General features: G+C 70.8%; 21 protein-coding genes. 8 read left to right on the plus strand and 13 right to left on the minus strand.

Annotation, left to right across the window (positions count from 1 at the left end; translation table 11 throughout):
* Window positions 1-200: 200 nt before the first annotated feature.
* Together hcp and WMF44_RS04345 are read left to right on the plus strand one after the other, a co-directional pair.
* Window positions 201-1,502, plus strand: coding sequence for a hydroxylamine reductase (gene hcp, locus WMF44_RS04340; protein WP_437301528.1), 1,302 nt, complete (start codon window positions 201-203; stop codon window positions 1,500-1,502).
* A gap of 74 nt (window positions 1,503-1,576) precedes the next feature.
* Complete coding sequence (locus WMF44_RS04345; protein WP_437297855.1) at window positions 1,577-3,280, plus strand: delta-60 repeat domain-containing protein; 1,704 nt, start codon at window positions 1,577-1,579, stop codon at window positions 3,278-3,280.
* Between the two features lie 45 nt (window positions 3,281-3,325).
* On the opposite strand, the gene WMF44_RS04350 is transcribed toward WMF44_RS04345, so the two are convergent.
* Window positions 3,326-4,834, minus strand: coding sequence for a glucose/sorbosone family PQQ-dependent dehydrogenase (locus tag WMF44_RS04350; RefSeq protein WP_437297856.1), 1,509 nt, complete (start codon window positions 4,832-4,834; stop codon window positions 3,326-3,328).
* A 410-nt stretch (window positions 4,835-5,244) separates the two neighbouring features.
* Window positions 5,245-6,045, minus strand: coding sequence for a DUF4339 domain-containing protein (locus WMF44_RS04355; RefSeq protein WP_437297857.1), 801 nt, complete (start codon window positions 6,043-6,045; stop codon window positions 5,245-5,247).
* A gap of 188 nt (window positions 6,046-6,233) precedes the next feature.
* Here WMF44_RS04355 and WMF44_RS04360 point away from each other — a divergent pair, with 188 nt between their 5' ends.
* The gene (locus WMF44_RS04360; RefSeq protein WP_437297858.1) at window positions 6,234-7,025 is read left to right on the plus strand and encodes an OmpA/MotB family protein; all 792 of its coding nucleotides are present in this window, start codon (window positions 6,234-6,236) and stop codon (window positions 7,023-7,025) included.
* 30 nt (window positions 7,026-7,055) lie between these two features.
* Here WMF44_RS04360 and WMF44_RS04365 read toward each other — a convergent pair whose 3' ends face one another.
* The 7 genes from WMF44_RS04365 to WMF44_RS04395 form a co-directional block, all read right to left on the minus strand.
* Window positions 7,056-9,257, minus strand: a complete 2,202-nt coding sequence (locus WMF44_RS04365) for a hybrid sensor histidine kinase/response regulator (protein ID WP_437297859.1) — start codon at window positions 9,255-9,257, stop codon at window positions 7,056-7,058.
* A complete protein-coding gene (locus WMF44_RS04370) occupies window positions 9,241-10,806 on the minus strand; it encodes a methyl-accepting chemotaxis protein (protein ID WP_437297860.1) in 1,566 nt (521 codons plus the stop codon). The genes WMF44_RS04365 and WMF44_RS04370 overlap by 17 nt, the downstream gene beginning before the upstream one ends.
* Window positions 10,807-10,948: 142 nt before the next feature.
* The gene (locus WMF44_RS04375) at window positions 10,949-11,497 is read right to left on the minus strand and encodes a YfiR family protein (RefSeq protein WP_437297861.1); all 549 of its coding nucleotides are present in this window, start codon (window positions 11,495-11,497) and stop codon (window positions 10,949-10,951) included.
* Between the two features lie 108 nt (window positions 11,498-11,605).
* Complete coding sequence (locus WMF44_RS04380; RefSeq protein ID WP_437297862.1) at window positions 11,606-12,130, minus strand: response regulator; 525 nt, start codon at window positions 12,128-12,130, stop codon at window positions 11,606-11,608.
* Window positions 12,127-12,615, minus strand: coding sequence for a chemotaxis protein CheW (locus WMF44_RS04385; RefSeq protein WP_437297863.1), 489 nt, complete (start codon window positions 12,613-12,615; stop codon window positions 12,127-12,129). Before WMF44_RS04385 ends, WMF44_RS04380 begins: the two co-directional genes overlap by 4 nt.
* A 231-nt stretch (window positions 12,616-12,846) precedes the next feature.
* Window positions 12,847-15,186: a TonB-dependent receptor gene (locus WMF44_RS04390; RefSeq protein ID WP_437297864.1), complete on the minus strand. Its 2,340-nt coding sequence runs from the start codon at window positions 15,184-15,186 to the stop codon at window positions 12,847-12,849.
* Window positions 15,187-15,587: 401 nt separating this feature from the next.
* Entirely contained in the window at window positions 15,588-17,864 is a 2,277-nt protein-coding gene (locus WMF44_RS04395) for a hypothetical protein (protein WP_437297865.1), read from the minus strand.
* Between the two features lie 111 nt (window positions 17,865-17,975).
* Here WMF44_RS04395 and trmB point away from each other — a divergent pair, with 111 nt between their 5' ends.
* On the plus strand, window positions 17,976-18,644 hold the full coding sequence (gene trmB / locus WMF44_RS04400) for a tRNA (guanine(46)-N(7))-methyltransferase TrmB (RefSeq protein WP_437297866.1): 669 nt from the start codon (window positions 17,976-17,978) through the stop codon (window positions 18,642-18,644).
* 361 nt (window positions 18,645-19,005) lie between these two features.
* On the opposite strand, the gene WMF44_RS04405 is transcribed toward trmB, so the two are convergent.
* From WMF44_RS04405 to WMF44_RS04415, 3 genes are read right to left on the minus strand one after another with little or no spacing between them, the layout of a single operon-like run.
* Window positions 19,006-19,437: a hypothetical protein gene (locus WMF44_RS04405; protein ID WP_437297867.1), complete on the minus strand. Its 432-nt coding sequence runs from the start codon at window positions 19,435-19,437 to the stop codon at window positions 19,006-19,008.
* Entirely contained in the window at window positions 19,434-19,655 is a 222-nt protein-coding gene (locus tag WMF44_RS04410; RefSeq protein ID WP_437297868.1) for a hypothetical protein, read from the minus strand. Before WMF44_RS04410 ends, WMF44_RS04405 begins: the two co-directional genes overlap by 4 nt.
* On the minus strand, window positions 19,655-21,007 hold the full coding sequence (locus WMF44_RS04415) for an AAA family ATPase (protein WP_437297869.1): 1,353 nt from the start codon (window positions 21,005-21,007) through the stop codon (window positions 19,655-19,657). The genes WMF44_RS04410 and WMF44_RS04415 overlap by 1 nt, the downstream gene beginning before the upstream one ends.
* A gap of 53 nt (window positions 21,008-21,060) precedes the next feature.
* On the opposite strand from WMF44_RS04415, the gene WMF44_RS04420 reads away from it, so the two are divergent.
* The 3 genes from WMF44_RS04420 (at window position 21,061) to WMF44_RS04430 (ending at window position 23,035) form a co-directional block, all read left to right on the plus strand.
* Window positions 21,061-21,507 carry a hypothetical protein gene (locus WMF44_RS04420; protein WP_437297870.1) on the plus strand — a complete coding sequence of 149 codons (447 nt, stop codon included), beginning with the start codon at window positions 21,061-21,063 and terminating at the stop codon, window positions 21,505-21,507.
* Window positions 21,508-21,564: 57 nt separating this feature from the next.
* Window positions 21,565-21,750, plus strand: coding sequence for a hypothetical protein (locus WMF44_RS04425; RefSeq protein WP_437297871.1), 186 nt, complete (start codon window positions 21,565-21,567; stop codon window positions 21,748-21,750).
* Between the two features lie 535 nt (window positions 21,751-22,285).
* Window positions 22,286-23,035, plus strand: a complete 750-nt coding sequence (locus WMF44_RS04430) for an MXAN_6577-like cysteine-rich protein (RefSeq protein ID WP_437301529.1) — start codon at window positions 22,286-22,288, stop codon at window positions 23,033-23,035.
* A gap of 795 nt (window positions 23,036-23,830) precedes the next feature.
* Here WMF44_RS04430 and WMF44_RS04435 read toward each other — a convergent pair.
* A complete protein-coding gene (locus WMF44_RS04435; RefSeq protein ID WP_437301710.1) occupies window positions 23,831-24,397 on the minus strand; it encodes a hypothetical protein in 567 nt (188 codons plus the stop codon).
* Window positions 24,398-24,421: 24 nt separating this feature from the next.
* On the opposite strand from WMF44_RS04435, the gene WMF44_RS04440 reads away from it, so the two are divergent.
* Complete coding sequence (locus WMF44_RS04440; protein WP_437297872.1) at window positions 24,422-26,044, plus strand: GMC oxidoreductase; 1,623 nt, start codon at window positions 24,422-24,424, stop codon at window positions 26,042-26,044.
* The last annotated feature ends 14 nt before the right edge of the window (window positions 26,045-26,058 follow it).

Consider the following 26,058-nt stretch of genomic DNA (forward strand, 5'->3'; position numbering starts at 1 on the left):
GCGCGGGGCAGCGCCCGAGAGCCCGGCCTTGTCCCCTTCTGGCCTCTCGGGATCCGGGGCGAGCCGCCGGCACGATCGTTGATTGACGTCGTGGCCGCCGAGGACGCGCCCTGCGTGGCTGCGCTGCGGACCACGCGCGCTCTCCGGCCGGCGCCCGCGCGGCGCGCGTGGGCCCACAACCCTCGAGGTCCGTCATGACCATGTTCTGCAACCAGTGCGAGCAAGCATCCCACGGGACCGGGTGCACCACGGCCGGCGTCTGCGGCAAGGACGAGGACGTGCAGTCGCTCCAGGAGCTCTTGATCTACGGGGTGAAGGGCGTCGCCGCCTACGCGCACCACGCGCGGAAGCTCGGCATGCGCGACGAGCGGGTGAACGGCTTCCTCGAGGAGGCGCTCTTCTCCACGCTGACCAACGTGAGCTTCGACCCCGAGGCGCTCCTCGAGCTCTGCATGGAGTGCGGCCAGGTGAACCTCCTCGTGATGAGGATGCTCGACGAGGGCCACCGCATGCGCTTCGGCGAGCCGCAGCCGGCGATGGTCCGGGAAGGCACCGTGGCGGGGCCGGGGATCCTCGTCTCGGGGCACGATCTCTCGGACCTCGCCGAGCTGCTCCGGCAGTGCGAGGGGACGGGCGTGAGGGTGTACACCCACGGCGAGATGCTGCCGGCGCACGCGTATCCGGAGCTCGCGGGCCACCCGAACCTCGTCGGCCACTACGGCTCCGCGTGGCAGCACCAGAAGGCCGAGTTCCTGGCGTTCTCTGGGCCGATCCTGATGACCTCGAACTGCGTGCTCGTCCCGAAGGAGGCCTACCGCAATCGCCTGTTCACCGCCGGCGTCACCGCGGTGCCCGGCGGCCGGCGCGTGCGCGGCGGCGACTTCTCCGAGGTCATCCAGGCGGCCCTCGCGAGCCCGCCGCTGCCCGACCGCTTCGTCCGCGAGACCGAGGTCGGCTACCACCACGAGGCGATCCTCGCCCACGCGGGCGCCATCGTGGAGGCGGTGAAGGCCGGGAAGATCAGCCGGTTCTTCCTGATCGGCGGCTGCGACGGCCCCGAGGCGGCGCGCAGCTACTTCACGGACTACGCCGCGCAGACGCCCCGGGACTCGTTCATTCTCACGCTGGGTTGCGGCAAGTACCGTATTCGCAACCAGGACCACGGCACGCACCTCGGCCTGCCGCGGCTGCTCGACATGGGGCAGTGCAACGACGCCTACGGCGCCCTCCGCGTGGCGGGCGCGCTCGCCCAGGCGCTCGGCTGCGGGGTGAACCAGCTGCCCCTGACGCTGGTGATCTCGTGGCTCGAGCAGAAGGCCGTGGCGGTGCTCCTGACCCTGCTCAGCCTGGGCGTGAAGGGCATCGTGCTCGGGCCGCGCCTGCCAGCGTTCCTCTCGCCGAACGTGCTGCGGCTGCTGCAGCAGCGCTACGATCTCCGGCTGACCGGCAGGGCGCCGTCGATGGACCTGCTGCAGCTCCACCGGGCGCCCGCGAGCGCCTGAGCGCCTGTGCGCGAGCGCCCGCGAGGCGGCCGCCGTCTCGACGCCGTCCCGCGGGTGACCTAGCCTGGCGGGCCGTGAACAGCACAAGCCATCGACGAACCGCCGCCCTGGCCCGCGTGGCCGCCCGCGCGGCCCTCCTGGGGGGCGCCGCGGCGCTCCTCGGCTGCGAGGCGCTCCTCGGCATCGAGGACGTGTCGCTCGACTCGGGCGCCGGCGGCGGCGCCTCGTCGTCCTCGTCCCCCTCTGGGTCCCCCTCTGGTTCCGGCGGGGGGACGGCCGACGGAGGCGGCGGGCAGGGGGGCCAGGCCGAGGGCGACTTCACGTTCGCGATCCTGGCGGACTTGGTCGATGTCCCTTACAACGGCGTCAACCACGTCACCGTCGCGATCACCCGCATCGGCGGCTTCGACGAGCCGGTCGTTGTCGACGTGCAGGCGGCGCCCGTCGGCCTCGTCGCGGACCCGATCACCATCCCGTCGGGCAGCAGCAGGGGCACGCTGGAGGTCGGCGCCTCGGGCGCGCTCACGCTGGGCACGGCGTTCGACCTCGACCTCATCGCGACCTCCGGCCGGATGGCGCGCACCGACAGCGCGCGCGCCGTGGTCACGGGCAAGCCCGGCACGCTCGACGAGAGCTTCGGCGCGGCGGGCATCACCTCGTGGAACCTCGCCTCGGACGGCGGAGGGCTCCACGACATCCGCCAGGCGGCGTCGGGGCAGATCCTGACCGCCGGCAACAGCATCAACGGCCTCGGCGCGGCGAAGCTCGAGGGCTTCCGCGTGCTGCGCGACGGCTCGCTCGACGCCGCCTTCGCGGGCGGCCGGGTGACGAGCAGCTTCTGCAGCTGCACGGAATACCAGGAGATCCGCGGCATCACGCGCCTCCTCAACGGCGCCGTCTTCCTCGCCGGCTACGCCAGGGGGGAGGCCACGGACGACATCGCCTTCCTGCGCTACCGGGACAACGGGACGCAGGACACCATCGACTCGGCCAACACGGGCAAGGGCCTGATCGATCTCGGCGGCGACGAGCACGTGACGGCCATGGATCTGTCGGCGTCCGAGCAGCTCCTCGTGACCGGCGAGCGCGATGGGCAGCTGTTCGTCGCGGCGATCAACCCGACGTACGGCTACCTCGACACCAAGTTCGCCTCGGTGGGGTGGATCGCGCCGCTTGGCGTCGGCCCGAGCGCCGGCACGGCGCTGGCGGCACGTCCGGACGGCTTGCTGGTGGCCGGCTGGGCGGAGCAGGGCGGCGATCGGGACATCGTGCTGGCGCAGCTCGCCGCGAACGGCGCGGTCAGCGGGCTGGGAGACCTGACGATCGTGAGGCCCGGCGAGCAGGAGCCGGTGGCCGTGGTCGTCCAGCCCAATGGCAGCATTCTCGTGGGCGCCCGGAGCACCGAGGCGGGATCGAGCGACTTCCTCGTTGTGCGCCTCGACGCCGACGGCCTGCTCGACACGACCTTTGGAGAGGACGGCTTCGCGCTCGCCGGCCTCGCGGGCGGCGAGGCGGTCGACATGGCGCTCATGCCCGACGGCCGCATCGTTGTCGCCGGCAACGTGGGGCAGGGCGCGAACAGCCAGCCCACCCTCGTGCGCTTCCTGCCCGACGGCGCGCTCGATCCGACGTTCGGCGACAAGGGCGTTCAGGCGCTCTACCTCGGCGAAGAGGACGTCGTGCAGTCGATGACGCTCTCGACCGACGGCAAGCTGCTCGTGGCCGGCACCCGGCAGACCTTTCCCACCCACGGCCTCGTCGCGCGGCTCTGGAACTGACGGGCCTGCGCCGGTACGACGCAGGCCCGCGACTCCGGTGCTGGCTCAGTGGGATGTCGTGTACTTGAACTCGAGGATCGCCCCCGGGTTGTCCAGGACCGTCGTGACGCCGCCGGTCGGTCCGCTCGTGTTCCCCGTGGTGTCCGTGATGATGTAGAAGGTCTTGCGATCCGGGCTCATCGCGAGATCGCGGTACCGGTTCGTGGTCTGGAAGAGGACGGTGGGCTCGCCCTCCACGGTCTTCCCGTTCGGGCTCAGCTTCACCTTGTACACGGCGCCCTTCTTGAGGGAGGTCATCAGGAGAGCGTGATCCCACCCGGGGATGCCGTGCCCGGCAGGGTAGTAGTGGAGCGAGGAGGGCGCGATCGTCGGCCAGCAGATGTACTGGCTGAAGCCGCACGCCCAGTCGAAGAAGACGTAGTCGTTGGGGACCGTGTAGAAGGTGAGGAGCGGCTCCTTGAAGTCCGGATGGCTGAAGGCGCTCTCCAGCTGCCGCGGCACGGACTCGGGAGGAGCGAAGTCGCTCCAGAAGAGCTCGTTGCACGGCGTCGGGCTCGAGGCCGACCAGTTGTCGTACGTGTACGCCTGGTCGTCCTTGTAGCCGGCGACGTACGGCCAGCCATAGTTCTTGCCGGCCTGGACGAGGTTCAGCTCGTCGTCGCTCTTCGGCCCGTGCTCGTTCGCGTAGAGCTTGTCGCCCCGGCCGAACGTGAGGCCCTGCGCGTTGCGATGGCCGTACGAGTAGATATGGCTGCGGACCCCGTCGATCTTCGGGTTGTCCTTCGGGATCGAGCCATCGACGTTCAAGCGCAGGATCTTGCCGACGTATTTCTGCCAGTCGTGCGCCGCGACCTCGGCCGCCGTGGGCAGCTCCTGCGCGCGGTTCGGGTTGCACATCCTGGCGAACTGGTTGTTCCCCTGATCCCCTATGGTGTAATAGAGCTTCCCATCGGGCCCGAACAGGAGCCGCGCGGAGTTGTGATCGTCGCTCCCCGGCAGGCCCGTGATGACGTCGACAGGGCTCCCGAGGGTCTCGGTCACCCGGTTGTACGTGTAGCGGCGGATCTTCGTCCTGCGGTCCACCGCTGGATCTTCACCGACGTTGTAGGTGAAGGAGACGTACACGTAGTCCTTCCCTTTGTGCTTGAGCAGATCCGGGTGCAGCGCCAGGGCCAGCAGCCCGTCCTGACCTCCCGACTGGAACGCCTCCGGGATGGTGATCGCGGTCTTCTGAAGGCCGTCCTCCGGCCTCACGCGCACGACCCGCTTCCCCGTGCGCTCGGTGAGCCACAGGTAGCCATCCGGCCCCCAGACGATCCGCATGGGAAACGAGAGATCCCGTACGATCTCGCGCGAGGTGAAGGTCGGCTCCTCGCCGGAGCACACCTCGTCGCCATCACCGGCCTCCTCGGCGACGATGGCCTGAGCATTGGATTCGAGCGGCTCGTCCGGGGGACCCGCCGGGCCACATCCGGTGAGGCTCCACGAAGCCGTGGTGAGCAAACCAACTTGAGCCAGAACGACAGCCAGGTTGCGTGAGATAAAGGGCGACATAGGACCACCTCCCTGTCTTGTTCATGTGATTTTCAAGTGTCGGTGCTAACCAGATCCCACCGCGCCATGCGTGGCGGACGCGCCGGGTAAATCTCGGCATACAACCGGGGATTGCGAGACATCCGGTAGGGCCCTCCCCGATTAGAGTAAGGTCTTTACTATAGCAAATGTGGAGCTCGCTCGCACTGACAACGTTGATTTGCGATGTCGGCGGATGACATTGTGCGTGAACGAGCCACTATGTCGCTCGTGGCGCGAACATGGCTGCTCTCGCGCGCGTGGCGTCGCCTGCGCCTCGGCGGACTTCGTGTCCGGGTCGCCGTGCCAGGACGGCCGAGCGTCGCAGCTCGGCCGAGCTCGAGATGTGGGGGGTCGCGCGGCGCTCGAAGGAGCGCTGGATCTCGGTGGGGTTACTTCGCCGGCGCCGGCTCTGCGGACACGTCGAGCTTCTCGATCGAGCGCGGGGTCCCGAAGCCGGGCCCGCCGAGCGCGGTCTCGACCTTCAGATACACGTCCTGATGCCCGGAGGAGCGCGCGGCGTCGAGGAGGACGTCATTGCGGTAGAGCGTCACGACCAGCCCCGCGACGACCGACAGCGCGAGCGTCAGGCGCTGCGCCCGGCCCGTTTCGCGCGCGCGGGGCGCCGCGTAGGGCGACTCGTTGAACAACTCCGGCTCCCGCGCCTCCGGCATCCACGGCGGCGAGGTGGGCCGAGACGCCGCGAGCATCGCCGCGGGCGGCGCCTGCACCTCGGTCCGCGTCACGAGGTGAGGCGAGCTGTCGTCCAGCGCTCGGAGCGGCATCGTGTCGCCGAGCGACATCGGGGCGCCGAGCGGCATCGTGGACGACATGGGCGACGCCACCGGCGTCGGATGGTCGGAGTCCATGTTCCGCCGCGCAGGGGCGCGCGGGGGGGGCGGAGGCGGGCCGGGGCGCGCCGTGCTCGGCGGAGGACCCTGGACCTGCGCCGGCTCGGGCGGCGTCGGCTCGATTCCCGCCACGACGCCGAGCGGCTGCCAGGCGGCCATGCCAGGGCGCCAAATCTTCGTCGTCTCGTCGATCACGTCGAGACGGAACAGATCGTCGAGCTTGTCCAACGTGAGCACCTTGATGTCGTCAGGCGCGATCGCGACGTGCCAGAGACTCTCGCGATCATCGGTTGCCGGAACGGGCGGCGCCGGACGCCTGGCCGGAAGGGGCGGCGGTTTCATACAAAGTCCTCCCTTGCGTCCCCGAGGATGCCACGGCGCGAGCGCACCGTACACACCGACATGAGGCGCCGCGTGCTTTCGAGACGGTGCGGATTTTTGCAATGAGTGAGGTGTGACCCGTGGCGCTGGCGGGATCCTCGCCATGCCGGTATCCTCGCCGGCGATGGCGGCGGAGCATGGAGGCAGTCATGAACATCGCGGATGAGGCGATCGCGGCCGGCAACAGCGCTGGATCGTCCAGCTTCCGACGCTGGATGCGCGTGATGCCGGCGCTCCTCCTCGTCGCGGCCGCCGCGTTCGTGGCGGCATATTACGTCCCGCTTCACCGCGCTCACGTGCTCTTGCTGGAGGAGCAGCGGAAGTCGAACCAGAGGGCCAAAGAGCTCGAACAGACGCTGAGCCAGGTGCGCGGGGAGCTCCAGGCGAAGACGGCGCAGATCGAGAAGGGCGAGGCGGAGCGGCAGCAGACCGAGGCCGCGAAGAAGTCGGGCGTCGAGCGGGTCGGGCAGATCAAGGCGGAGCTCGCGGGGAAGCTCGACAAGCACGTCAAGAAAGGGGTCGCGGCGGTCGCGGTCGCGGAGGGACAGGCGTTCGTCGCGCTCTCGGAGAGCGCGGTGTTCCTCCCCAACACGGTCGACGTGAGCCCGCAGGGGCAAGCCCTCCTGTGCCAGGTCTCGGGCGCGCTGTCCGCGAGCGGCGGCGGCCAGGCGCCGCTGCGCGTCGGCGCGGTCAGCGGTCCTCCGGCCTCGGTGCCGGCCCCCTTGCAGGCCGCCTATCCGACGCCGTGGGAGCTCTCCGCGGTCCGGGCGGCGACCGTCACGCAGGCGCTCCAGGACAAGTGCTCGGTGGCAGGGGCCCGGCTGTCGGCGGTGGGGCACGCCGAGCACGACCCCGCGGCCGCCGCGCTCGGGGAGACCAAGCTGCCTCCGGGGCGCGTCGAGATCTCCGTCGCGCTGCCGGCGGCCTCCGCGGAGAAGTGACGGTCGCGCGGGCGCTCTACGCGCCCGCCGTCACGCGCCCTCCAGGCTGGCCGCGATGATCCGGCGCAGCTCCTCCTCGACGAACCGCTGCTTCGACAGCACCGCCCGCACGCCGAGCCCGCGCAGCGCGGCCTCGCTCTGCTCCTGCGCCGCCGTCGTCAGCACCACGACCGGCACCCGGGCGAGCCCGGGCGAGCGCCTGAGCTCCGCCACCATCTCCAGGCCGCTCATGTAGGGCATCTCCAGGTCGGTCAGCACCACGTCGGGCGGCGCCGCCCGCGCCCGCGCGAGCCCCTCCCGCCCGTCGCTCGCCTCCTCCACGCGCAGCCCCATCGACCGCAGGATGCCGCAGAGCAGCTCCCGCGCGACGGGCGCGTCCTCCACGACCAGCGCGAGCGGCTCCCGCTTCTGCTCGGCGGCGGCGGCGAAGGGCGCGTCCCGCGGCGCCTGCCGGGCGTACGCGAACAGCCGCTCCACGTCGAGGAGCAGCATCGCCTCGCCGTCCGCCGTCGGCGCCACCCCGCGCACGAGCGGCGAGGTGAGGGGCATCTCCTCCGAGCGCACGAGCGCGACCAGCCGAGGGTTCTCGTAGCCGTCCACGCTCACCGCGAACAGGCCCGCGGCGTGGTGCAGCACGAGCGCCGCGTCCCCGGGCCCGGGCGGGCCTCCGTCGCCGAGCACCGCCCCGAGCGCGTACAGCGGCGCGAGCTCCGCGCAGGCGTCGCTGGTCAGGCGCACGCGCGGCCCGTCGGGGGCGCGCAGGAGCTCCTCGTCCTCCAGCAGCACGACCGAGTGCACGGCGTGCGTCGGCACCGCGCACCGGAAGCGCCCGCTGGAGATGGGGACCACCTCCTCGCCGTGCAGGTTCTTCGGCACCACGAGCACGATCGTCGTGCCGAGCCCGGGCTTCGAGTCGACCCGTACCTGCCCGCCCAGCGCGCCGATCTCGCGCGCCACGATGTCGAGCCCGACGCCCCGGCCCGAGATCGCGCCGACGCTGCGGCTCGTCGTGAGCCCGTGCGCGAACAGGTACGGGATGAGCTCGGCGTCGTCGAGGGTCGCGGCGCCCGGGACCGACGGCGCGAGCACCTCGCGCAGGCGGGCGAAGTCGACCCCGCCGCCGTCGTCCTTCACCTCGACCCGCACGGCGGCGTCGGTCTGGACCACGGTCACCGCCACCGTCCCGCGCGCGGGCTTGCCGCGGCGCGCCCGGACGTCCGCCGGCTCGATCCCGTGGTCGATGGCGTTGCGCACGAGGTGCAGCAGCGCCGGCTCGAGGCGGCGCTCCACGGCCGCGTCGAGCAGCCCCGTCCCCTCGACCCGCGCCTCGACGTCCTTGCCCAGCATGCGCGCCGCGCTCCGGGCGGCGAGCGAGACCTGGTTCAGCAGGCGCTCGGTGCGCACGACCGACGCCCTCCGGACCACCTCGTCGAGCTCGCCGAGCGCGCGCCCCGCCGCGAACTCGTTGCTGGACCAGTCCGCCCGGACGGCGCTCAAGAGGCGCTCGATCTCCGCGCCATAGCCGAGCGTCTTCGCGATGCGCTCCGCGAACCGATCCACGTCCGCGCCGCGGGGGTCGATCTCGACGAGCAGCGCGCGGAGCATGCGCTGGGACTCGCGGAGCCGCCGCTGGATGACCTCGCGCTCGCCGTGGAGCCGCTGGAGCTCCTGCAAGAGCGCGCCGACGGCCTCGGCGTCGAGGGCCGCGCGGGCGGTCGGCTGGGCGGGGTCGGGCGGCGCGTCGGGCTGGTCCAGCCGCGGCGGCAGGACGCTCTCGTGCACGGAATCCGACGCCGACGCCGACGCCGACGCCGACGCCGGCACGAGCGGCGGCGCGAGCTCGCCGGCGGGCGGGCCGCCGCCGAGCTCCGCGCGCGCGGCGCGGAGGGTCTCCTTCACGATCTCGAGCTCGGGCGCGGCCTCGGCGCCGGGGCTCGCCGAAAGGAGCCCCAGCCCCTCCAGCGCGCCGAGGAGGCTGTCGCCGGTGAGCTGCGTGGGGCGCGCGCCGCCCCGCACCGCGTCGATGACGTCCTCCGCCAGCTCGGCCAGGTCGCCGCACGCGGCGAGCTCCAGCATGTGCGCCTCGCCCTTCAGCGTGTGCAGGAGCCGGCGCAGCACCTGCAGGTTGCCGGTCTGGCCCTGCTCGTAGCCGAGCCACAGGTCCGTCGCCTGGGCCACGCGGTCCGGCATGGTCCGGTGGAAGGCGGCGACGAGATCAGCCCGGCTCCTCATCCGCGTCCGCCTCCGCGCCCTCGGGCTTGCCGGCCCTCGCCCCCAGCGGCTTGACCCGGAAGGCCTTCGCCGTCGTCTTGAGCTCGTGCGACAGCTGGAGCAGCGACTCGGCCGAGCGCGTCGCGGCCACGCTGCTCGTCAGCGTGTCGTTCACCGCCCCGACGATGTTGACGATCGCCGTCTTGACCCGCGCCGTCCCCTCGCGCTGGTGGTCCACCGCGTCCGAGATCTGCGCGGCGGCCGCGGCCGTGTCGCGGGCCAGCTTGATCCCGTCCTCGGTCGCGAGCACGGACGCGTGGGAGGCCGCGTGCATGTTCGCCACGAGCTTGCGGATGTCGCGCACCGAGTCCATGACGTGCTCGGACAGGCGGCGCATCTCGGCGGCCACGAGCGAGAACCCGCGCCCCACCTCGCCGGCCTTCGTGCCCTCGAGCGCGGCGTTGAGCGCGAGCAGGTCCGACTTGTCGGCGATGCTCTGGATCAAGGACAGGATCTCGCCGATGCGGTCCGAGTGGGAGCTGACGAGGCGCGTCTGCTCCGCCGTGTGCTGGACGCTGACGAGGCTCCGCTGCGCCGTCTCGTGCACGGTGGCCGCGTCCTTCGCGATGTGATCCGCGCTGGCGGTCAGGGCCTCGACGGTCCGCCGGATCTCCTCGAGCGCCGCGTTCTGCTGGCTCGCGCTCGTCTCCTGCTCGCGCACCGACGAGAACATGCCGGCGGCGGCCGAGGCGACCTCCGCCGAGGTGTTGCCGATCCGCGAGGCGAGCTCCTGGAGGCTCGTCACCATGGAGCGGAACGCGGCGAACAGCTCCCCGTCGCCGGTGATCTTGCACGTGAAATCGCCGCCCGCGACCCGCGCGGCCGTCTCCTGGAGCTCGCGCAGCTGGGTGTTCATCCGCTCGAACGCGCTGGCCATGTCCCCGAGCTCGTCGTCCGAGATCCTGAGGGACAGCCGGGCCGAGACGTCGCCGCGGGCGATCCGGTCCGCCGCCTCCTTGATGTGCGCCATCGAGCGCGTCATGCGCGCCGAGATGACCCAGGCGAGGCCCAGGCCGAGCAGCGCGATCCCCGCCGATTGCAGGGCGATCGTCCTGCGCGCGTCGGCGCGGCGCTCGGCGATCCGGTCGCTGCGCAGCCCGACGGCCAGCGTCCCGAGCTGGCGATCGCCGTTCCGCGACCGGATCGGGGCCTCGCTGACGACGACGCCGGCGTCGCCCCGCCCCCGCGCGCCCTCGGGCGCCTGCGCCGCGCCGATCGCGGCGATGCGCTGCCCCCTCGCGTCGTAGACCGACACCCAGCTCACCAGGGGATCGGTCATCGCGGTGCGCAGGGTGTCCGGGAAGGTCTCCGGCGGCTGCTCGAGGTCCATGGCCACGCCGATGGGCTCCTTCAGCATGGTGGCGAGGATCCCGGCGCGCTCGCGCAGCTCGGCCTCGCTCGCCCGCGCGGCGTGCTCGGGGATCAGCCACAGATCGAGCGCCGACAGCACGATGGCCACCGACGCGACGAGGGCGGCGATCTTCCAGCGGATGGAGCGAAAGTTGAGCATGGCGGGTGAGGGGCGGCGATGGCGGACGCTGAACGAGGGGCGCTGGATGGGCGATGCGTTGGGAGATCGCGAGTCGTGAACCGTGAGCCGTGGACCTGCGAGCGGCGATGCGCGGCGTCCGGTGACGGACGCCGCGAGGGTCTCAGTCGACGATGCGGGCGAGCCGGAGGAGCTGCGGGTCGAAGCGGAGGCCGATGGCGTTGGCGTGCTTCACGTTCAGCAGGAGCTCGGGCTTCGCGCCCGAGAGCCCCACGGCGACGGCGCAGCCGCGCTTCGTGTCGTCGCCGTCGCCGCACACGACGATGCGGACGACGGCCCCCTCGCGCGACGGGATGTCCGGGATGGCCGCGGCGAGCCCGCGCGCCACATAGACCACCTCGGCGCCGGCGGCGCGCAGCGCCTCCTGCAGCTGGGCCCTTCCGCTGTACGTCACGCGCAGGACGGACGCCGGCCGCTTGGCCACGGTCGTCTTCGCGGCCAGCCTGGAGAGCACGGCCGCCATCGCGCTCGCGTCCTCCGCGCTCGCGCCCGACTCCGCCCCGACGACCGCGAGCACGGCCGTGCCCGCGCGGCTCGCGAACCCGCTCTCGTAGCCGATGGACCGCAGGAGGATGGCGCCCCGCAGCTCGTAGGGGACGGAGGCGGCAGAGCGGCTCTCGGCGCTCACGGTCGTGAGGAGGGCCGCGGCCATCAGCATTCGAATCGTCGAGATCGGAGACACCATGTTCCGCTGGCGAGCTCTGTACGATCGCGGACGGATCCTCGACGGGCGTGGCATCAGGCGACCGCGGTCCCCACGTCAGCGTTCCTTGCCGGCGAGCCGCTTGACCAGGGCCGGCAGACGATCGAGGTGGCGCTTCGAGAGGACCGCGTCCGCCTGGACCTCCAGCTTCAGCTGTTCGAGCTCCCGCTCGGAGTGTCCGGACATCAGGATGACGCTGAGCTGCCCGAGCCGCTGGTTCTTCCGGAACAGCGTGAGCAGCCGGTCCCCGCGGATGGTGGGCATGAAGACGTCGAGGACGACGACGCGCACCTGGTGCCGCACGATGGCCTGCGTCGCCCCGATGGGGGAGGGGAGCGCGAGCACCTGAAGACCGGCAGCGTGCAGCACGCGAGACACCTCTTCTCGGGCGATCTCGCTGTCGTCGATCACGAGCACAGGCGCGTTTGTCGGCGCGGTTGTCGACGTGCTCGCCGGCGTGCTCGCCGGCGCGCTCGCCGGCGAGCGCGACAGCGGGGCCGCGCTCGCCGGGGGCGCCTCATCGGCCGAATCGAGCGGCGGTCTGGCCCTGGACGCAGGGGATCGGGAGCTCGGAACGCTCATGGATTCGACCAGATGCCCTGAGCTTCGCGCGTCGCCACGAAGGGCCGAGGCGCAGCGTCGGAAGCGTCGACCAGGTGGGTCACGTCGAGGAAGGTCACTGCTCCCTCGCTGGTGTCGACGACAGCGTTTGGCGCGGGCTCCCCGAACACCTCGACCGCGGCGACACACCGCGTCTTGCCGGCGGGCAATCCCAGGTAGCCGCGCGCAGCGCGGCAGACGACGATGCGGAGCGGGGTAGCCGCCGGCTCCGCGGGGACGGGCGATACGATCACGATGATCCTCCCCCGGTCCTGGAGGATACCCATCACCCGGGGGTCGGTGCGCGGCAGCGGCAAGGGGGCGCGCCACGCGATCACCTCTTCCACCTGCCGCGCCCTCAGCGCGAAAGTCACCGCGCACATGTCGAAGAGCAGGAAATCGACAACGGCCCTCTCGCGCGGGCCCTTGTCCGGTGCGTCGTCGCGCAGATCGTGAACCTGGCTCATTGCTTCGGACAAGGTGTCCTCGATTTATCACAAGGGCAGACGCCGGGGAGGTGCATTCGTATCGGGCTGCGCGGTGTCGGGAGATTTCTTACGTCGGTTCTGCTGTCGCTGTCGTGCGCGTGGCCTTCCCGCGCGGGCCGCCTTCCCGCGCAGGCCGCCTTCCCGCGCAGGCCGCCTTCCCGCGCAGGCTGCCTTCCCGCGCGGGCCGCCTTCCCGCGCGGGCCGGCGGCGTCAGTAAGACGCCTCGACCGAGGCGCCCACGTAGGGGCGACCGGTGGTGATGATCAGCCGGTGCGAGGCGTAGGACGGTGGAGGGACCTTGTTGAAGGTGAGGTTCTTGCCGAACACGGAGACCCAGACGCGCTCGATCGGCGAGAAGGACACAGCGGCGTCGAGGTTGAACGCCGATCGCGCCGCCAGCCGATCTCTGGGCGGCAGCTCGTCCGTGTCGTGGGCGGGCGCGTCCCTGGATCCGTGGCTGTTCATGCCGGTCCGGAAGGTCGCGGCGAGCCCGGCGGTGAACCGGCTGGCGCTGTAGCTCAGGTGGCCTTTGACGAGGTGGATGGGGTAGTTCGCCCAGGTCTCGCCGTCCCAGTTGGTCAGGATGTTGAGGTCGCTCTCGGCGCCGAACGCCTTCGACACGCTGTACCAGAGGTCCCCCGCGAAGCCGCCGCCGAGGTCGGCGATCGCGCCGATCTCGCCGCCGAGGGCGTCGACGTCCGCGGTGCTGTTCGAGAAGCTGCCCCACCAGCCGCCCGCGGACGGGTGCCTGGGGTTGTGGGCCACGTGGTCCTCGAAGTCCTCGGGCCGCACCTGATCCCACGACACCCAGCCGAGGGTGTTCTTGTAGCGCTCATAGAAGACCGCGACGTCGAGGGCGAGGCGCTCGTCGAGCATGCCCACGACATAGTCGAGCTCCACGAGGTGGGAGGACTCCGGAACGAGCGAGGGCAGCGGCGCGATGGGCTCGTCCTCGAAGGCGGCGTTGAATTGCTCGAGCCAGTTGAAGTAAGCGGCGTCCGGGAAGCGGAAGCCCTTCTGATAGGACAGCTTGACGTTCTGCGTGTCGCTGATCGCGTAGGCGGCCGCGACGCGGTAGGAGGGGCTGTCCACCGGCTCGGGCTCGCGCGAGAGGCCCCCGCGGAGGTTCAGCTCTCCAAACTCGGTGTGATCGAAGCGCAGGCCCGCGGAGACGGTGAGATCGTGGAAGGTGGCGGTGCTCTCGCCGAACGCGGCGAGCTCGGTCCACGAGAAGCTCTCCGGGGACTCGAAGGCGGTCCCGTAGAGCCGTCCCCAGCGGGACCTCTGGCCGCTGAAGCGCTTGTGGCTCGCCGACGCGCCGATGGCGATCTGGCTGTTCGGCAGCGCCGTCGTCTTGTAGACCGCCTTGATGTCCCGGTGCTCCTCGCCGAGGCCCCCGACCGGCAGGACCCCTGCGCCCGGGACCGGATTCACCGCCTTCGCCATCTCGTCCGCGACCCAGTCGGCCGGGACGAGGGCCGTCTCGAAGGCCGAGAAGGTCGGGACCAGCTCGACCTTGTGCTGTCTGGAGAGGTGGAGGTGGATCTCCGGCGTGACGGCGAACGTCCTCTGCCGCACATGGCCGGTGTTGCTGTCGGACCACTGGCCCGCGAGCTGCTCGCGGGTCATGCCCCTGTTCGGCGCGTTGCCCATCATCGACGTCTGCGCGTAGTCGAGCCGCAGGTCGACGCTGACGGGGCTGCGCTCGGAGCCGTAGCGGAAGCGGCCGAAGCCCTTGTAGCTCGGCTCGCCGAGGGCGTTGACGCGCGTGTGGCGCAGGAAGGGAGACGTCGTGACGCCTGCGTAGGCGTTGCCGTACAGCTCCGCGGTGTCCGGCCGGGGCGCCTGGGGCAGCTCTCCTTCGTTGTCGGCGTGGCCGAAGTAGAGGAAGCAATCGGCGTTGTGCTTCTCGCTGAGCAGGCCGCCGTAGCTGACCTCCAGGGTGCGCGTGTCGCCGGAGGCATACGACGCCTTGCCCCAGAGCCCGGGGCGGGTGATCCCCGTGGGCCTGAGGACGTTGACGAAGCCGCTGATCGCGCCGGAGCCGTGGACGATGGCGCCGGGGCCGAGGATCACCTCGACCCGCTCGATGTCTCCGGTGAGGGGCACGGCCAGCGTGCTCCCGATGGCGCCGAAATGGGCGCGCATGTTCGTGTTCACGCCGTCGACCATGACGAGCGTCTTGGCGTTGTTGTCGATGAGCACGCCGCGCACGCCGATGAGGCGCGAGGTGCGCTCGTGCTCGCCGATCAGGACGCCGGGCTGGTGGGCCTGCAAGAGGTCGTCGAGCGAGCGGACGGCGTAGAGCTTCAGCGTGCGCGCGTCGTAGAGGCGCGCCTGACCGGTCGACGTCTTGCTCTCGGTCTCGAAGAAGCCAGTCGACGAGACCTTCACGTTGAGCAGCTCCTCGAGATCGAGCGAGAGGAACTGCCCCTGACCGCCGTCATCGCCGCTGGCCAGCGCCTCGCTCCCCGGGGTCTGCGCCCAGGAGGAGCCCGCCGCCCCGAGAGGGCATAGCAGCGAGCAGAGGAGCAAAGCCGACTTGCGCATGGATTTCCCCACGTTCGAGCGCCGGGCAGGGCGCACGGGATCGGGGCGAGCCGGCGTGCCGGCGGCCCGAGGTCCTGGGGCACGCCTGAACTGCCGGCCATGGCTGTACGCGGCGGCGCCAGCGGGCGCGCGCTGCCCGGCCTCCCCCACGAGTCTGCAACGGATGTGTTCGCTGACTTGCTGTATTGCGCGAACATCCCGATGTTACACGAATGCCCGGGTGCGTCAACGGCTGTCCTGAACGCTCGACGTGGAGCGCCGCGGGCCCGCCGGCGCGCTCTCGACTCTCGAGAGTGCATCTCGGGAGCGGGAGTTGCTCCCGGGGCACGACTCGATGGGAGTCGATGTGAGAAGGTGTGGTGTTGGTGTTCCCCGGTGAGCGGCCGCGCTGGGGGCCGGCGTCAGCGCCCGGTGATCCAGTAATGGAAGGCGTGGAATCCAGCGCCGCGGCGCAGGGTGATGGCGATGGGGGCCGGCGTCGCGAGGCGCGCGGCGGGGAGGGGCAGCGCCCGCTCCACCCACGGTCCGCGCGGCACGTCGATGGTGCCGATCTCCTCGCCCGCCACGGAGACGGCGAGCTCGGCGCCGTCGTCCGAGGCCACCCGGAGCACGAGGCGCGCCTCGGCGGGGGGCGTCGCGAGGCGGGCGACGAAGCGATCGGCGGTCCGGTGGTAGCGGCCGCCGTCCGCGAGCTCCGTGCGCGTGACGTCGAGCTCCCCTGGCGCGCTGCTCTCGGGCGCGGCGAGCGCGACGGCCATGTTGCGCTGGTCCGCGAGCGGATCGAGCGCATAGGTGTGCGCCGCCTCGGACTCGAGGTCCGAGACGTCGAGCTCGTCGAGGATCCGCTCGCCGGGCACGGACCGCACCGGCAGCGCCCCTGAGCCGAGGAGGTCCCAGCGCGCCTCGTAGGCGATCATCGTGGTGCCGCCGAGGATGGCCTGGTCCTCGACGGTGGCGTCGACCAGCGCGCGGCCCAGCACCGGCGGGCACGCCATCCAGTGCGGGTAGACGATGAAGTGGGTCGGCCGGCGCTCCGGGGGCAGCTTCTCGTAGTGCTCGAACCTGGAGCCGGCGCCGGCCACCCAGTAGCGCGCCTCGCCCTCGGTGGTCAGGCCCACGACGTCGAAGGTCCTGCGGCCGCTGAAGTAGGCGAGCGCGCCCGTGTCGTTGACGCCGACCCTGGCGTCCTCCGGCAGGTGCCGCGCGGCCCAGCGGCCGAGCCAGACCTGCTGCCGATCGATGGCGCGGGCGGAGTTGGCGAGGTCGCCGATGGCCCACGGCAGCCGCGCGGCCAGGGCGCCGGCGAACGCGCCGGCGAGGAGGGGCGTCACGTAGTGGAGCGAGGGCCGGAGCCGCTGGGCGGCGTCGCCGAGCTCGCGCGCGAGGCAGGCGGCCATGACGATCCACGCCGGCGCGAAGGGCCAGACGTACCGCACGCGGTTCCAGAGGAAGCTGAGGTACGTGCAGGGCAGCAGCGCGCCGAGCGCGAGGGCGCCCACGATCACGGCGTGCGCTGGGCGGCCCCTCCGGTGCGCTGCAACGGCGAGCGCGACGCCGCCGAGGGCGATGACGGCGGCGGAGCCCTCGGGGAGGAAGACGGCCGTCCACTGGCCGCCGTCGATCACGTCGGTCACGAGCAGCCGGACGTTGTCGAGCAACGCGGCCCAGAGCGTCGGTCCGTCGTAGTTGGGGTTGCCGATCAGCCACTTGACGGACGTCGTCGACGAGGTCGGGTGACCCGCGAGCAGCAGGTTCAAGGCCGGGACGACGAGCGGACCGAGGAGCGGCGCGAGGGTGAGCAGTCGCCCGGCGGAGCGCGCGGAGTGCCAGAGAGCGCCGCTGCGGGAGGGGGATGGCGGGGAGGGGGATGGAGGGGAGGGGGATGGAGGGGAGGGGGATGGAGGGGAGGGGAGGGGTGGAGCGGAGAGGGGCGGCGCCGGGAAGGGGGCTGGAGGCATGGCGCGTGACGCCGAGAGGGCGAGCGCGATCGCGGCGAGCAGGGAGGCGAGCGCGCCCTCCGGGCGGAGCAGGGGCGCGACGAAGCCGCAGAGCGCGAGGGAGCGGGCGATCGGGGCGGTGGGCGGCTGCGCGGGCGCGCCGGGCCGCTGCGCGGGGGCTGCGCTGTCCGTGGCGGCCTCTGGCGGTGCCGGCTCGCAGAGCGCCGCTGCCAGACGGGCGGTGCGGGTGAGGATCCAGGCGAAGGCGACCGTCTCCATCCCGCTCCAGGCGAACCACGCGAACGCGGCGAACCCGGCGCACATCGCGCCTGCGCCGGCGGCGGCCGCGGGGCCGGCGAGGGGGCGCGCGAGCCGCGCTGTCTCGACGGCGAGCGCGGCGTGGAACACGAGCCCGAGCGCCCAGACCGCATAGACGAGCGAGAGATCGCGCAGGCCGAGCGCGTGGAAGGGGGCGAGCAGCACGGGCCAGAGCAGGCTGGTGGCGCCGCTCGAGTAGCCGTCGCCGGCGACGAAGCTGAAGAAGCCGCCCTCGGCGAGCCGCCGGGCGTACTGCATGTGGATGAACGCGTCGTCGAGCGGCAGGGCCGGGCGCCCGGCCTGCGCAAGGATCGCCCTGACGCAGAGCGCGCCGAGCGCGCCGCTCGCGGCGAGGGCGGGCGCATAGGGGAGGGCGCGCGCGGCGAGGGCGCGCAGCCGGGAGGGGGCCGGAGGTGCCGCCATGGGGCCCGACGCATACCACCGCGCCGCCCGGGGACAGCGATTTCCCGCGCCGGGTGGCCGGCGGATTTCCCGCGCCGGGGCGGCCGGCATTTGGTAGAGCGCCGGGGCTCCATGGTCTTCCAGCCGCGCCCGAACCACCCCTACGCCGACGCGCCTCGCTTCCCTGACGGCGACGACGTCTCCATCGACGCCTTGATCCCCGGCGCCGGCCCCGTCGAGATCGAGATCGGCCCCGGCCGCGGCGGCTTCCTGTTCGAGCGCGCGGCGGCGAGCCCCGAGGCGCGGCTGCTCGGGCTGGAGATCCGCCTGAAGTGGTCGGCGATCGTCGACGGGCGCCTGCGGAAGAGCGGCCTAGGCGGCCGCGTGCGGGCGCTCAACGCCGACGCGCGCGAGGCGCTCGCGCGGCTCCGCCCCGACGCGTCGATCGCGCGGTTTTTCCTGCACTTCCCGGATCCGTGGTGGAAGAAGCGCCACACGAAGCGCCTCGTGATGGGCCCGGCGCTGCTCGACAGCCTCGCGCGCCTGCTCGTGGACGGCGGCGAGCTCTTCGTGCAGACCGACGTCGAGGAGCGCGGCGCGCTGTACGCCGAGCAGATCGGCGCGCACCCCGCGTTCGAGCCGGCGGGCGACGCGCCCGGATCGCCGCACCTCGCCGAGAACCCCTACGGCGCGCGGAGCCCGCGCGAGCACCACGCGATCGCCGACGGGCTGCCGGTGAGCCGGCTGCGCTACCGGAGGCGGCCGCGGGGCGCGGGCAGTATGCCGCCGGGCGACGGATAGACCTTCTCAAGCATCGCAGGCCGAGCGTGCCTCGTAATTCGACGTCGCTCTCCGGCGCGTCGGCGATCGGCGCAGATCGACCTGGAGCATGGTTCACGTTGGACATGTTCGAGGCGTCTATCTCTGCTACGGGAAGTCGGCCGGGGAAGCGAACCGCCAAGACGCCATAAGACGCCAAGAAAACCGGGGAACAGGGGGGAATGCCCGGACGGCCAGCTTTCCCCTCTCCCCTTGGCGTCTTTGGCGGCTTGGCGGTTTTTCTGCTGAACCGGGGCAACTTCCCGCAGTAGACGCGATGCGCCTGCGGCGCACCACCAGGCATGGAAATTCAAGCACTTAGCTCGCTATTTCCAAGGCAGAGCTATGGCTTCCCCCCACGTCTCGTCCGCTTTCCCTTGGGGGTACCGGCGGTTTTCGCGGGTGCTGTCCCACCAGCAGCGGGGCGCAGCTTGCTGACCAACAGATCGATCAGCGTGCGAAGCGATGGCATCTTGTCGAGCACGCAGTCCCGCCGCATGCGCGCACGCTCGCGTGACAGCTCCAAGAAGATGGCATCCCGCTCCAGCATGTCTTTGTGCTCCACGGCGCGCTCGACCCGCCTGGGATCGAGTGAGGCGTCACACTCCGCTGCCGCCGTGAGCACGCTCTCGGTGTTCTGTACCAACAGGACAATGAAGAGTCGGTCCGGCGCACGGCACCCTTTCCGGATCTCCTGCTCCACGTCCGCATGGCTCGCCATTCGTGGCAACTTGAGATGATGTCGGATGGCATCGTTGTCGATGACCGCGATCACGTCGCGCCCGTCGATCGCGATGAGATCCAGCTCCTCGCGGCAGGCACGGAGGACATTTGCACGCCCTTGAGTGGGCGCGCGTCGGCGAGCATCTTCTCGATTCGATATCTGTCGCCGCTCAGCGCATCGTGGACGCAGGCTTTCACGAGCGTATGCAATCCGAAGCTGCTGCCGTGCGCGCGCTGATCCTCATAGAGGATCGTGACCGAGGCCGACATCAGCTGAGCTCTGCCTTCGTGAGCACGGAAGCTGCATGTCCCGCAGCGCGGATGTCACCGAGTCCACGGTAGCGTTCCAGCCATCTCTCTAACATATGCCGATCCGGCCGCACGAGACGCGTTGCGCCATGCTCGTCGAGCTCACAGAGCACCACAGAATTCGCGGGATCACGAAGGCCGTCGAGGAGGCGGTCGGAGTGCGTAGCCAAGAGAACCGGGCAATCGCGAGCCATTGACTCGAACATGTCGAGTACGCGCATCAGCAGGTGCGGGTGGAGGTGCAGGTCGGGCTCATCAAAGGTGACGAGTGAAGGCTTCGTGGTGTGGAGGCGGAAGAGCGCAACGAATGCAAGGTACGACAGCATGCCGTCGGAGAGCTGCGCTGCGGGGATCGCTAGATCGAGACCGACCAGCTTGAGCGAGAGTCCGATGTTGCCACCGCCCGGGTCGGCCCAGGTAACCACGTCCTCGATGCGCTCGCCGAGACCGAGACGGAGGTACTCCAGGGTCTTGTCCCAATGGTCGCGGCCGAATCTGTTCTTGAGGGCGTGGTAGGCGCTGGCGAGGTTGATGCCCAGCTTTTCCAGGTGATCGGCGGGAGTGAGAAGGGCCGAGGAGCGAAGTGCGGACTTGCGGTCGAGTGCGCGGGCCGCCCATGCGGGAGTTGTTTCGAATGGAAGATGGATGCTGAAATTTTTGAGATGACTTCCGATGAAGTGCAGCGTTGTCCACACGATATCGCCGTAGCTGTCGTCCGATGAGCCGTAGTTTAGCTCGGCCAGGAATGGGTTCCGTCCATCTTCCGGTCCAGAAGTGTACCATTTGGCTCGGTCGGCAAAAAAGACAAAATTGTCCCCCTCGTGCTCAAACAGGATCTCCAGATTCTCGGCACCTGAAGCTCCTTCGTTCACGCTTCTTGCCCTCTTTCTCCGGGCGCCCATGGAAGTCACATGTCGTCTTCCTTGCGGTGTGAACTTGGCAGACACTCTTTCATGGACCGAGGCGAACGGGCCCGTGGGAACAAGCGTTAGCTCGTACTTGACGAGCTCGTACGTGTCCGTCATGATGCTTTCGATATCTCCAAGCTTGGCCCGTCCCGCTCGTGGCGTGATCGTCAGCCCGATTGAAAGCCGCTTCGCGCCCTGGCGTAACAACGCCGTGAGTCCGCCGTGGATGCCATGGAATTCGTCGAGGAACCGAGGCCCTGTCGTCCGTCGAAGAATCTCGCACGCTTCCAGGATGCTACTCTTCCCAGATCCATTGTCGCCAATAAGCACCGTAAGTCCGTTCAGGCGCAGGTGAACGTTCTGGATAGTGCGCAAGCCTTCGATGTGGAGCTCGGTGATAGGCACGGCTCCAAGGGAAGCGGAGGACGCCCACCGCGTCAAGCATCCGGGCTCCAGGGGTGTCACGTTCGCGGGCGGCGATCGTCGACGGGCGTCTGCGAAAGGGCGGCCTCGGCGGCCGCGTCCGGGCGCTCAACGCCAACGCGTCGATCGCGCGGTTTTTCCTGCACTTCCTGGCTCCATGGTGGAAGAAGCGCCTCGTGATGGGCCCGGCGTTGCTCGACAGCCTCGCGCGCCTGCTCGTGGACGGCGGCGAGCTCTTCGTGCAGACCGACGTCGAGGAGCGCGGCGCGCTGTACGCCGAGCAGATCGGCGCGCACCCCGCGTTCGAGCCGGCGGGCGACGCGCCCGGATCGCCGCACCTCGCCGAGAACCCCTACGGCGCGCGGAGCCCCCGCGAGCACCACGCGATCGCCGACGGGCTGCCGGTGAGCCGGCTGCGCTACCGGAGGCGGCCGCGCGCGGCCGGCGGCGCGCCGCTGGATCCCGGCCAGGACGCCGGCTGAGCCGGCTGGACGCGCTCGACGGGGCGCGTGAGGCGGATGGCGGCTACGCTGCACGTCATGCTTTCGATCCTCACGTGGACAACCGTCGCCGCGGCGATCCTCGCTCAGTCGTTCATCACGGTGCGCCTGTGGCGGAGCGAGCTGTACTCGCGCGACCAGAAGCTCCTGCAAAGCGCGCTGATATGGCTATTGCCGGTCGTGGGATCCTTCATTGTTGTACTCGGGGTTGCGGCAGGAACATGACGTCTCCCGGCCCACGCCGAACACCGAGATGGAGAGTGACGACGAGGATTAGATGGAGAATGGCTGAGGAGTAGCACTGCGCGCTGCTCAGCAGGCCATGCTCGAGCTCTGGGGATCCCCGCCCGGGCACGCACGGTGGCCGCCACGATGCTGCCGAATCGCGAGAGGGAGCCAAGCCTGCGCCAGGCGCCGCGCCCATCGCCGCATGTGCGTCGCCGACCCTGATCGTGGACCGATGCCGTCGTGGTGTCGCAAGCGTGGGAGTCGAGCGCCTCTACGCCTTGCGAAGGACGGGGCCGGTCGGCCGGTGTTGAGGCTCATGTGTCCTTTTCGGACCCGAGATGAGAAAAAGCTGAGCCGCGCGCGCCGTCCGCAGCGACAGCGGTCCATGGGAGTCGTCGAAGCTGCCCAGAGCAAGCGATGATGTTGGCACGACCCCACTTACCTCTTACATCTGGAGGACGACATGCATCGTGCGCGCGTGAACATGGGGATCCTGGGTTGGCTGGCGGGCGTGGCCGTCTGTTCGGCACCGATGGTCGGATGTAGCGGTGGCGAGAGCACCCAGGAGGAGACGAGCGCCACGTCAGGCTCCACCACCACGAGCACCGGTAGCGCTACCGGCGGGAACGCGGGGAGTGGTGGAGACGTGCAGGGGGGCACGGGGGGGCTCGGGGGCGCTGGAGGGCAAGGCGGGAGCGGTGATGGAGGCGCGGGGGGGCTCGGGGGGGCCGGAGGGCAAGGCGGGAACGGGGACGGCGGCGCGGGTGGCACCGGCGGCGCGGGGGGGCTCGGGGGGGCCGGAGGGCAAGGCGGGAGCGGTGACGGCGGCGCGGGCGGCACTGGCGGCGCGGGAGGGCAAGGTGGCCTCGACGGTTCGGGGGGACAGGGTGGGGCCAGCGAACCTCCGTGTCCCCCGACCCAGACGTTCTGTGATCCCGCGTGCGTCGATACGCAGACGGACAGCATGAACTGTGGGGCTTGCGGCACCACCTGCAAAGCGGGCTCGACCTGCCAGGCCGGCGCCTGCACATGCCCGCTGGCGGGGCAGACCTACTGCGATCCGCTTTGCGTCAACACGAACCTCGATCAGTTCAACTGCGGGGCGTGCGGCAACACATGCGGCGGCGGCTCGTTCTGCACCGCTGGCGAGTGCACGTGCAATGCGGGGCTGGCGTACTGCGGTAATCGATGCGTGAATCTCAGCAACGATGAGAGCAACTGCGGAGCGTGCGGCACCGCCTGCGCCGAGGGGCAGAACTGCGTCACGGGTATCTGTCGCTAGTTCCGCGTGTCAGCAATCCCGCCAGGGATCTGTCTCGCGAACGAAGCGAGAAGTTGACGCAAAGACGCCAAGGGCGCAAAGACGCAAGAGTGACATAGTCTGCTTCTTCTTTTTTTTTTGCGTCTTTGCGTTGAAATCTCTCGCCGGACCTCTGGCGGACGGAACCAGGAGGTCGAGGACACGGAAAAGGGAGCCGTTTCAGCGTTCGCCGATCCATCGGAGGTGTGATGAGCCTCAACGAGCCGTGTACCGTCGGCTGCGCCGTCCGCGACCTCCGGCAGACACGGAATGTCATCGTCGTGCTGCGCTCCCTCTTCTCCCGCGGACCGCCTCGCCGCCACAAAGGAAGAGCTCCTGACAAGAAACTTCCGCCGGGGTTGCCGCGGCGTTTTCGTTGAGCCGAACGAGAACGCTCGGGGTACGTACGGGTATGAGGCGGGAATCCTTATTTCTTGCGAGGGTCGCCGCGGTCGCTGCGGCAGCCCCTGCGGCGTGCTCGGGCGCGGGGGAATTTCCGAGAGGAGGCGCGGGCCGTCGAGGATCGGCTGGGGCATCCGAGGTCGTGCTCGCCTTTGGCCTTCACTTCCGGATAGCTTCAATCCTTCTCCTCCCCCATCCAGCGGGGGAGCGGGACCGCACGGCCCGCGACCAGACCCAGCGCTCCGCGTTCGATCGTCTCTTCGAGGCGGTCGCGCGCCAGCTGGCGGATGCGAGGATCGAGGCCTGGGACGACCGGTGGGGGGACGCCGCGCCTCCGGATGGCGCGCAGCCGCTGGAGGGCTCGGAGCCGGGCGCTCACCCCTCCCGGCGCGCCGCGGTCGAGTCGCGGCGCTCCGGCTCCGCGCCGCCGCCGCGGGCGACCGCGCGCTCGTCGGGAGCAGGCCGCCACGCGCCCCACAGAAGGGCCGCCGACGCCTCCCCGCCTCCGGGCTCGGCCGCCGCCACGCGCAGCGCCTCCCACGCCCCCGCGGGCGCCCCGCCGGTCACCAGCAGCGCGCGCTCCTCGCTCCGCGCGGCGACCGACGAGGCCAGCTCGCCGCGCCGTGAGGCGCACGGGAGCGCGCCGAGCGCGTGGGCGCCCGCGCGCAGGTCCGCCTGACGCCGATCATCTCTGCGCCTCGCTCCCCTCCGTGGGCGCGACGCAGAAATCCGCCTCGGCGGCGTAGTCCTGGGCGCCGCGGAGCCGTAGCCGGCCCAGCCCCCGTTGTCGAAGACGAGGAGATTGCCCTCGCCCGGCAGCCCGCGCGGGATGAGGTGGGCGTGGTGCTGGCCGATGATCCAGCCGAGCCGGCGCTCCGCCTCGCTGCAGGCGCGAGGCGCGAGGCGCGTCCGCCGGTGGGCTCGAGAGACCGAACGGGCCATACTCCGCCTCGAGAAGCGGGTGGCATGGATTTCGACGTCGACTTCGCCATCGTGGGTTCGGGCTTCGGCGGCAGCGTCTCCGCGCTGCGCCTCGCCGAGAAGGGCTACAGCGTCACCGTGCTCGAGTGCGGCAAGCGCTGGCGCAAGGAGGATTTTCCGAAGACCAACTGGAATGTACGGAAGTTCCTCTGGGCGCCCAGGCTGCTCTGTCACGGCATCCAGCGGCTGACGCCGCTCAGGGACACGCTCATCCTCTCGGGCGCGGGCGTGGGCGGCGGCTCGCTGGTCTATGCCAACACCTTGCTTGTGCCCCCGCCCGAGGCCTTCACCAGCCCCGGCTGGCCGGCCGGCACGAGCTGGCGCGACGAGCTGATGCCCTTCTACGAGCTCGCGAAGCGCATGCTCGGCGTGACCGCGAACCCGAAGCTCTGGCCGGCCGACCGGCAGCTCCGGCAGATCGCCGACGAGATGGGCCGGGGGGACACGTTCCACGTCGCGAACGTGGGTGTCCTCTTCGCGAGGGAGGGCGAGCAGGAAGGGCAGCGCGTGCCGGACCCGTTCTTCGCCGGCGAGGGGCCCGATCGCGCCACGTGCGTCCACTGCGGCGGATGCATGGTGGGCTGCCGCTTCGGCGCCAAGAACACGCTCGACCTCAACTACCTTTATCTGGCCGAGAAGAAGGGCTGCACCATCCAGCCCGAGACGATGGTCACCGCCATCGACGCGCTCCCGGGCGGCGGCTACGAGCTCACCCTGGAGCGCTCGACCGCGCTGCTCAGGAAGCGCCGACGCGCGCTCCGGGCGCGGGCGGTGGTGCTCAGCGCCGGCGTGCTCGGCACGGTGAAGCTCCTGCTGAAGGCGAGGGCCGAGGGCCGGTTACCCCATCTCTCCCCGCAGCTCGGCCATTACGTGCGGACCAACAGCGAGGTCATCCTCGGGGTGACGGCCAGCGACGATCGGGTCGATTACTCCCGCGGCATCGCGATCACGAGCGGTATCTACCCCGACGCGCGCACGCACATCGAGCCGGTGCGTTACCCCGCCGGCTCGGACGTGATGGGCGCGCTGGGCACGGTGCTCACCGACGACGCGCCGGGCTTGCCGCGCTGGCTGCGCTGGCTGGGGCGGCGGCTGCTCCACCCCATCGACCTGATCTCGGGGCTCCTGCCGTTCAACTTCGCCCGGCGCTCCACGATCCTCCTCGTGATGCAGACGCTGGACAACTACATGCAGCTCGTCTGGAAACGCGGCGGCATGACGACCCGCAGGCCGCCCGACCAGCCGAAGCCTCCAGCGTACATCCCCGTCGCCAACGAGGTCGGCAAGCGGCTGGCCGTGCTGATGGACGGCACCCCGCGCAACGCCATCAACGAAGCGGTGCTCAACGTGCCGACCACGGCGCATATCCTCGGCGGCTGCGCCATCGCCGAGAGCCCCGAGCGCGGGGTGATCGACGAGCGCAACCAGGTGTTCGGCCACGAGGGCCTCTACGTGGTCGACGGCTCGATGGTGCCGTCGAACCTGGGCGTGAACCCGTCGCTCACCATCACCGCCATGGCGGAGCGGGCGATGAGCAAGCTGCCCCCGAGGCGCGACAACCCTGCCTTCTCCGGGGCCGCGGAGCTTCCCAGCAGCGGGGCGCGCTGAAGGCGCCGCATGCG

The sequence above is a fragment of the Sorangium sp. So ce426 genome, assembly GCF_051475585.1.
Taxonomy (GTDB): Bacteria; Myxococcota_A; Polyangia; order Polyangiales; family Polyangiaceae; genus Sorangium; species Sorangium cellulosum_B.